General features: G+C 58.2%; 7 protein-coding genes. 2 read left to right on the top strand and 5 right to left on the bottom strand.

Translation table 11 applies throughout. The features are described from left to right. Positions 1 to 297 precede the first annotated feature (297 nt). Positions 298 to 1,605 carry a tyrosine--tRNA ligase gene (gene tyrS / locus ACXAG1_RS15710; RefSeq protein ID WP_475120220.1) on the bottom strand — a complete coding sequence of 436 codons (1,308 nt, stop codon included), beginning with the start codon at positions 1,603 to 1,605 and terminating at the stop codon, positions 298 to 300. Positions 1,606 to 1,979: 374 nt separating this feature from the next. On the opposite strand from tyrS, the gene ACXAG1_RS15705 reads away from it, so the two are divergent. Both ACXAG1_RS15705 and ACXAG1_RS15700 read left to right on the top strand, forming a co-directional pair. Beyond that, positions 1,980 to 3,359, top strand: coding sequence for a peptidoglycan DD-metalloendopeptidase family protein (locus ACXAG1_RS15705; protein WP_475090883.1), 1,380 nt, complete (start codon positions 1,980 to 1,982; stop codon positions 3,357 to 3,359). After that, a complete protein-coding gene (locus tag ACXAG1_RS15700; RefSeq protein WP_475120219.1) occupies positions 3,360 to 4,484 on the top strand; it encodes an anhydro-N-acetylmuramic acid kinase in 1,125 nt (374 codons plus the stop codon). It abuts the gene before it with no gap. A 30-nt stretch (positions 4,485 to 4,514) separates the two neighbouring features. On the opposite strand, the gene erpA is transcribed toward ACXAG1_RS15700, so the two are convergent. The 4 genes from erpA to argC form a co-directional block, all read right to left on the bottom strand. Next, positions 4,515 to 4,868, bottom strand: coding sequence for an iron-sulfur cluster insertion protein ErpA (gene erpA / locus ACXAG1_RS15695; protein WP_043320216.1), 354 nt, complete (start codon positions 4,866 to 4,868; stop codon positions 4,515 to 4,517). Positions 4,869 to 5,012: 144 nt separating this feature from the next. Beyond that, positions 5,013 to 5,426, bottom strand: coding sequence for a bactofilin family protein (locus ACXAG1_RS15690; protein ID WP_475090886.1), 414 nt, complete (start codon positions 5,424 to 5,426; stop codon positions 5,013 to 5,015). 112 nt (positions 5,427 to 5,538) lie between these two features. After that, a complete protein-coding gene (locus ACXAG1_RS15685; protein WP_475120218.1) occupies positions 5,539 to 6,279 on the bottom strand; it encodes a DUF6776 family protein in 741 nt (246 codons plus the stop codon). 55 nt (positions 6,280 to 6,334) lie between these two features. After that, positions 6,335 to 7,390 carry an N-acetyl-gamma-glutamyl-phosphate reductase gene (gene argC, locus ACXAG1_RS15680; protein ID WP_475090887.1) on the bottom strand — a complete coding sequence of 352 codons (1,056 nt, stop codon included), beginning with the start codon at positions 7,388 to 7,390 and terminating at the stop codon, positions 6,335 to 6,337. Positions 7,391 to 7,439 lie beyond the last annotated feature (49 nt).

The following is a 7,439-nucleotide window of genomic DNA, read 5'->3' as shown; positions in this document are numbered from 1 at the left end:
TGAAGCGCGAAACCGTTATAAATCAACGCTTTCTGGCCTCTCGACCACCGCCCTGGGTGACCGCTGAAGTGGCGCGCATTATAGCGACCTCTTCGACCTTGGCAAGTACTTTTTGATTTTCTTATTTAGAGAAAACTCTTTGAAAATCAATCAGTTATCTTGCCAGCTCACCGCGCTTCGGGGCTGCCCCCGCAGCGGTGAGGGCGCGAACTATACGAGCCTGCCGGAGGTCACGCAAGCACTTTTATGACAAAACTGTAAAAAAGATTTTTCACGCTCTTTTTCGCTAAATTTCAATCAGCCCGCCATGTAGAAAAGGTGGTACTTCTTTTTGCCCAGTCGAACAATGAAGTACTTGCCGTGCAGTGCGCGAGCAGCAGTGAAGACACCCGCCGGCTCGCCGTTACTCTGCAAGCCAACGCTCTCGCCATTCACCAGCACAGCATTTCGCCCGAGGGCATCCTTTACCGGCTTACCGGACGGCGCCAATCCCGCATCCACCAATAACTGGATCAGGCTCTGGTCTGCGAATGCCGCCGGGAGCTCTGAACTGGGCAAACCATCAAGGCGCAGCTGCTCGAGATCCCCCTGGGACAGGTCGTCGATACCACCGGAGAACAGTGCCTGCGAGATTCGCTCTGCCGCGGCCAGCCCTTCTTCGCCATGCACGAGACGCGTAACTTCAGTTGCCAGCACGCTCTGGGCTTCCGGCTTACCGGCACGCTCGGCATCTGCCTTTTCAAGCGCATCGATGGCGTCGACACTGATAAAGGTGAAGTACTTGAGAAATTTGTACGCATCCGCATCCGCCGTATTCAGCCAGAACTGGTAGAAGGCGTAGGGAGAGGTGCGCTTCGGGTCCAGCCAGATGGTGCCACTTTCGGTTTTGCCGAATTTGGTGCCATCGGCTTTGGTAACCAACGGAAGGGTCAAACCGAACACCTTGCCGCGATGCTGGCGACGGGTCAGATCCACACCACCGGTAATATTGCCCCACTGATCGGATCCACCAATTTGCAGGGTACAGTCGTGTCGCTTGTAGAGCTCGGAGAAGTCCATGGACTGCAGCAGGATGTACGCGAACTCGGTAAACGAGATGCCCTCACCTTCCCGCTGGATCCGCTGCTTTACAGACTCCTTGTTCACCATATTGTTGACGGAGAAGTGTTTGCCGACGTCCCGCAGGAAGTCGAGGACATTCAGGTCCCGGGTCCAATCGAGGTTGTTGGCTACCAGGCCACTATTGTCGCCAGACTCAAAATCTACGAACGCGCTGACCTGCGCCTTGATCTTCTCCACCCAGCTGGAAACAACGTCCGGCGTATTCAGCGAGCGCTCCTGTGCCTTGAAGGAAGGGTCGCCAATCAGGCCGGTTGCGCCGCCAACCAGAGCAATCGGTCTATGTCCTGCCGTCTGAAACCTCTTGAGTGTCAGCAGCGGGACTAGACTGCCTATATGCAGGGAATCTGCCGTGGGGTCGAAGCCGCAATACAGTGTGCGACTTGCTTCTGCCAGGTGCTGTTCCAGTTCTCCGTCGCCGGTGGCCTGATTGACCAACCCGCGGCGGGTGAGATCGTCCAGCAGTGTCGCATCCACTCCGGCCATGGTATCCCCTTGCGGTAAATTCAGATTGAGCTATTTGATTGCCGCGGATGTGGGTTTCGGCGGCGAAAAATTGGGCTGCAAATGTACCGAATCCAGCAGCAAATACAAGCGGATCCAGGCAGTCACGACCGGCTCGACGATGTGCCCGACCCATCCCACGCATGCACAACGCAAAAGCACCTTTACGGCTGACTTTCTCCCGGAAGCGAGGAACCGAATCATGGAAAGACAGGTCAATTATCCCGTGAACCAAGGCGGTAATTTTGTTATAAAGTCGCCCCGGTGTTCGTTTTTTAGGCGGCAACTTGCGCGCCATCGGCTCCAGAACCAGAACTACACAACAATCACAATCAGCGCTACGTCTATATAGAACCATGCAAAATCGACGCAAAAACCCGCGCCTGCTGGGCGCTATGGGCAAGCACTTCCCGCGTACCCACGCTCTGGCAGCCGGAGCGGCGAGTTTCGCACTGGCGCTCGCGCTGTTTGTTTCCCCTCCGGAAGTGGAAGCCAAGCGCACCGCGCTGCCAGTCACCCTGAGCCTGCCGGAAACCACCGAGCAGCCAGCACCGGCAGCACCCGAAACTTCCGTGGCGGTGCCAATGGAAAGCCCCAGCGTAATGGAGGGGCTGCGCGTGGTTCAGGAGACCGTACGCAATGGTGACACCCTCTCCGATCTGTTCCAGCGCGCCGGAATCAGCAGTGCCGAGATGTACCAGCTGCTCGCCAGCGGCAAAGAAGCCAAGCAACTGGCCAAGCTGGTACCGGGCGAAGAGCTCACGTTCCAGATCGATGGCGACGGCAGCCTGCAGACCCTCGAGTTACACCGCGACCGCCTCAGCAAGGTCGAATTCAGTCGCGACAGCTCCGACGAGTACAAATACGCGCTGCACCAGCGCGACCCAGAACGCTATACCGCATTTCGCCAGGCGGAAATCCAGAGCTCCCTGTTTGTTGACGGCAGCAAAGCAGGCCTGAGCAATAACCTCATTATGGAAATGGCCGACATCTTCGGCTCAGACATCGACTTCGCACTGGATATTCGCAAGGGCGACAAGTTCAGCGTGATTTTTGACGAAGAATTTCTCGACGGTGAGAAAATCGGTAATGGCGCTATCCAGGCCGTTACCTTTACCAACCAGGGGAAAACCTTCAGCGCGGTGCGCTATATCGACAGCAATGGCGACATCAATTACTACACCCCCGACGGCAAGAGCATGCGCAAGGCGTTCATTCGAACTCCAGTGGATATCGGCCGTATCAGTTCCCATTTCAACCCGCGCCGCCTGCACCCCATATTCAAGACCCGACGTCCACACAACGGCACCGACTATGCAGCCCCCCGCGGCACTCCTGTGTACTCCGCCGGCGACGGTCGCGTGATCAAGGCGGGTTACAGCAAAGCCAACGGTAACTATGTATTTATCCAGCACGGTGAGCGCTATATCACCCGCTACCTGCACCTGAACAAACGCCACGTGAAGCGCGGTCAACGGGTCAAGCAACGCCAGGTAATCGGTACCGTGGGTTCAACGGGTTACGCCACTGGCCCGCACCTGCACTATGAATTTCTGGTAGACGGCCGCCACCGCAACCCGGCCACTATTGTGCGCAAGCTGCCCAAAGCCAAAGCGGTAGCCAGCTCGGAGATGGACCGATTCCTGGCACAAACCCAACCGCTGATTGCTCAGCTTGAACGTTTTGAGCAGCCCGCCCTGGCGCAGGCCGACGACGAAAAGGACTCCGTAAACTGAATGACGGATCTTTATATTGGCCTGATGTCCGGCACCAGTGTCGACTGTATCGACGCGGTGCTGGTGGAGTTCACCGAATCGGATTCTGATACAGGAAACGGCTTGCATTGCCAGACTCGCGCGGCAATAGGACATCCGATATCCACGGGAATGCGCGAAGCTATTCTCGCGCTGTGTGCTCCCGGACCTTCCGAGCTGGATCGGGCAGGACAGCTGGATCGGCAGCTGGGCGAAGAGTTTGCCTCCGCCACCCTGGAAGTGTTACGACAGGCCAACATCAAACCGGAGGCGGTTCGGGCCATTGGCAGTCACGGCCAGACGGTCCGCCACCGCCCGCCAGGTGCAGTTTCCACTCCCTTCTCCCTCCAGCTTGGCGACCCAAACACCATCGCAGCCATTACAGGCATTACCACGGTTGCGGATTTCCGCCGCCGGGATATGGCGCTGGGGGGGCAGGGTGCACCACTGATGCCCGCCTTTCACAACGCCGTATTTCGCACCGACCGCGATCGAGCGGTCGTGAACATCGGCGGAATGGCCAATATCACCGAGCTGGCCGCTTCGGGTGGCGTACGTGGATACGACACCGGGCCGGGCAATGCACTGCTGGATTACTGGGTAAAATTGCACAAAGGCAAAGCTTACGACGCCGACGGCGCCTGGGCCGCCAGCGGTAACCCGCACCCCGAGCTGCTCAACCGGCTACTGAACGACCCCTTCTTTGCCGCACCGGCGCCCAAGAGTACCGGCCGGGAAGCCTTTAATCCCAGCTGGCTGGAGCGCGCCAGTGCCGGGCTCGAAGTGACCCCGGCCGACGTGCAGGCCACACTCGCGGAGGTTACCGCGGCAACCATTGCCAACGGCGTGCATGAATTTGCGCGCGGCGGTGAGCTTCTGGTGTGCGGTGGCGGAGCGCGTAATAGCGACCTGATGGAGCGGTTGCGCCGACGCCTGCCTACCTGGACGGTATCGCCAACCGATCACTACGGGATTGATGCGGACTGGGTAGAAGGTGCTGGATTTGCCTGGCTGGCACACCAGACCATGCAAGGCCTCAGCGGGAACTGCCCCGCAGTGACCGGAGCAGCAAAGGAAACCATTCTGGGAGGAATATTCCCGGCCTGAGCGGCACGGGAATCAAGCGGCAGAAACGCCTCAGATGGAGAAGGACGAGCCGCAACCACAGGTGGAGGATGCATTCGGGTTCTGCACCACAAAGCGGGAACCGGACAGTCCCTCTTCGTAGTCTACGCTGGCACCTACCAGATACGGGTAGCTCATGGCATCTACCAGGACCTGAATCCCGTCTTTTTCGACGATCGCGTCGTCTTCCGCCACCAGCTCATCAAAGGTAAACCCGTACTGGAAGCCGGAGCAACCGCCACCAGTCACGAATACCCGCAACTTCAGCTCAGGATTGCCTTCCTCTTCCAGCAAGCCCTTTACCTTGGCAACGGCCTGCTCGGTCACCTGGATCGGCTCGGGTGAAAAGGAAACAGCTTCGGACATAGAACTTTCTCAACACAGTTTGCAGCCCCCACCCAATTGCGGGTGCTGACGGGGCGCATTATGGATAAAACCCAGCAAACGGGTCAAGTATTGACCCATTGACCAGGCTTCACCAACCGGACTTCACCCACTGGCCCGATAAGATCACTCTGCGTCGGTAATTACTTCTTCAGAGTTGTAGCCCAGCATACGGGTCTCATCGGCAGTATCCACTTCCACATTGGATACCAGGGAGCCGTTCACCTGGGCGCCTTTGACCATTTCGATCAGCTTGTAATGCACATTGCCCTCAACCATCGCCTTGGAGGCCAGCTCCAGGTGACCGCTGGCATGCACATCGCCCTTCACATTGCCGTTGACCACCACATTGGGGACACGAATTTCCCCCTCAATAGTGCCACCGTCGACAACCTGCAGTCGTGCGTCAGTGTCGCTGTGGGCACTGATATTTCCTTTCACCTTGCCCTCAACCACCAGGTTGCCGCGAAAATGCAGGTCACCGGTCACTTCGGTGTGACGGGCGATCAGGGTTGTGCTGTTGCCACCAGTGCTAGCCATAGTTTTCTCTTTCTTTTTCAACATAATTCAACCGAAACCTCATGAATTGTATGGAGTTAAGTGTGGCCTATCGCACCAAAACCTCCACCGGCGCACACACGCCATCAGCGAGTCAGCTCTGCTGTACCAGCCAGCCATAGCGCTGATCAATACTGAAACCTTTGCGCTTACTGGATTTGAGCGACAGTTCCACGCCTTCCGGCACAAAGCCTTCCGGCAACTGCAACTCTCCCTCAATATTCTGAAAATACTTGAATCGCAGGGGAATAGACTCACTATCCACCTGAGATGACAGGTCCGACAGGGCGTAGCGGCGGGCCTCCCCCCCTGACTGTCCGACAATGGTGAATCGCACTGCCCCAGTCACAAGCTGGTGACGGGCCGCAGATTGCTGCACCAACAACTTGTACTGGTAGCGTCGATCGCCGGACTCGGAAATACTGAAACGGCCAATCGACACGCCATCGCTACCTTCGGTCGGCGCCATAATGCCGCGGTAAAAGGAAATTTCCTGGCGCAGCTCCGCAATCTGGTTGTCCTTCGACACCAGTTCTGCGCGTACCGACTCGCTGGCCTGCTCGCCGATTGCAACCGACTGTTCGGCTGTAGTGGCGCGCACGCGCAAGGTCTCGATGTCCGCCCGCAGGCGATCCACCTCGTCGAGCATCCGCGCGTGGGCCCGGGTCTTCTCGTCCAGACTCTTGCTCAGCTGATACTGACCGGCGAAAAAGGCACCGGCACTGGTGGACAACACCAGCAGGCTCACCCCCAGCGCGGAAAAAACGCCGTGGATGGGCCGGTGAGGCACCACCTTCATGCGGTACTGTTTGCTGCCTTTGACTTTGCGCGCCATGAGTTTGAGTCGTTTTGTTGTCGTCTGATTTCTTGTTTTCGTTCTGCCTTTGATTCTAAGGCAGCAGTGCCGGGCTCTCTAGCCCCTGGTTCTCATTTAAACCAAACATGATATTCATGTTCTGGATTGCCTGCGCCGACGCCCCTTTGGCGAGATTATCGATGACCGACAAGACAACCACAGTATCGCGGTCCTGTGGCCGCATCACCGACAGGCGGCACACATTGGTTCCCTTCACGCTGCGGGTCTGCGGGTGGCTGCCTGCCGGCATCACGTCCACAAACGGCTCGGAGGCGTAGCGCTGCTCAAACTGTGCCTGCAGGGCTGCCTGCGCGGAAGCGGCGGCTGACGAGTCCTTTAGTTTCGCATACAGCGTGGCGTGAATACCGCGAACCATGGGCAGCAGGTGTGGCACAAAGGTCAGTTCGACCGGGCCGCCTGCGGCGCGCCCAAGCCCCTGCTCGATTTCTGGCAGGTGGCGGTGACCGCCGGCAGCGTATGCCCGGAAGCTGTCGTTGTTCTCGGCGAACAGCAAATCGGTTTTGCCCTGGCGACCGGCTCCACTGGCACCACTGGCCGCGTTGGCAACCAGACCGGTCGTTTCCACCAACCCTGACTCCAGCAACGGCAGGAACCCGAGCTGAATCGCAGTGGGGTAACAACCGGGGCAAGCGATTAACTGAGCACCAGCGATCTGTGCGCGGTTTACCTCGGGCAGGCCATACACCGCCGCGGCGGCAAGTTCGGGGCAACCATGCTGCTGGCCGTACCACTTTTCCCAGGTGGGAATATCCTGCAGGCGAAAGTCCGCCGACAGATCGATCACCCGCACTCCGCGAGCAATCAGCTCTGGCACCTGAGCCTGAGCCACTCCATGCGGCGTGGCAAAAAACACCACGTCACAGGCCGCCAGTTCGTCCACATCGGGGGCGGTAAATTTCAGGTCATAGTGACCGCGCAGGCTGGGAAAGAGTTCCGTCACGGAAGTGCCCGACTCGGCTCGGGAAGTGATCGCGCGCACTTCCACCCCATTGTGGCCAGACAGCAGGCGCAGCAGCTCTACACCGGTATATCCTGTTCCACCTACGATCGCCGCTTTGATGACACTCACAAATCTGCTCCTTTAACCTGCCTGCGGGTTTCAATCCTTGCCGGGGCCG

Source organism: Microbulbifer sp. ABE4_465 (assembly GCF_056160765.1).
This window is presented reverse-complemented; position numbering and strand designations above follow the sequence as displayed.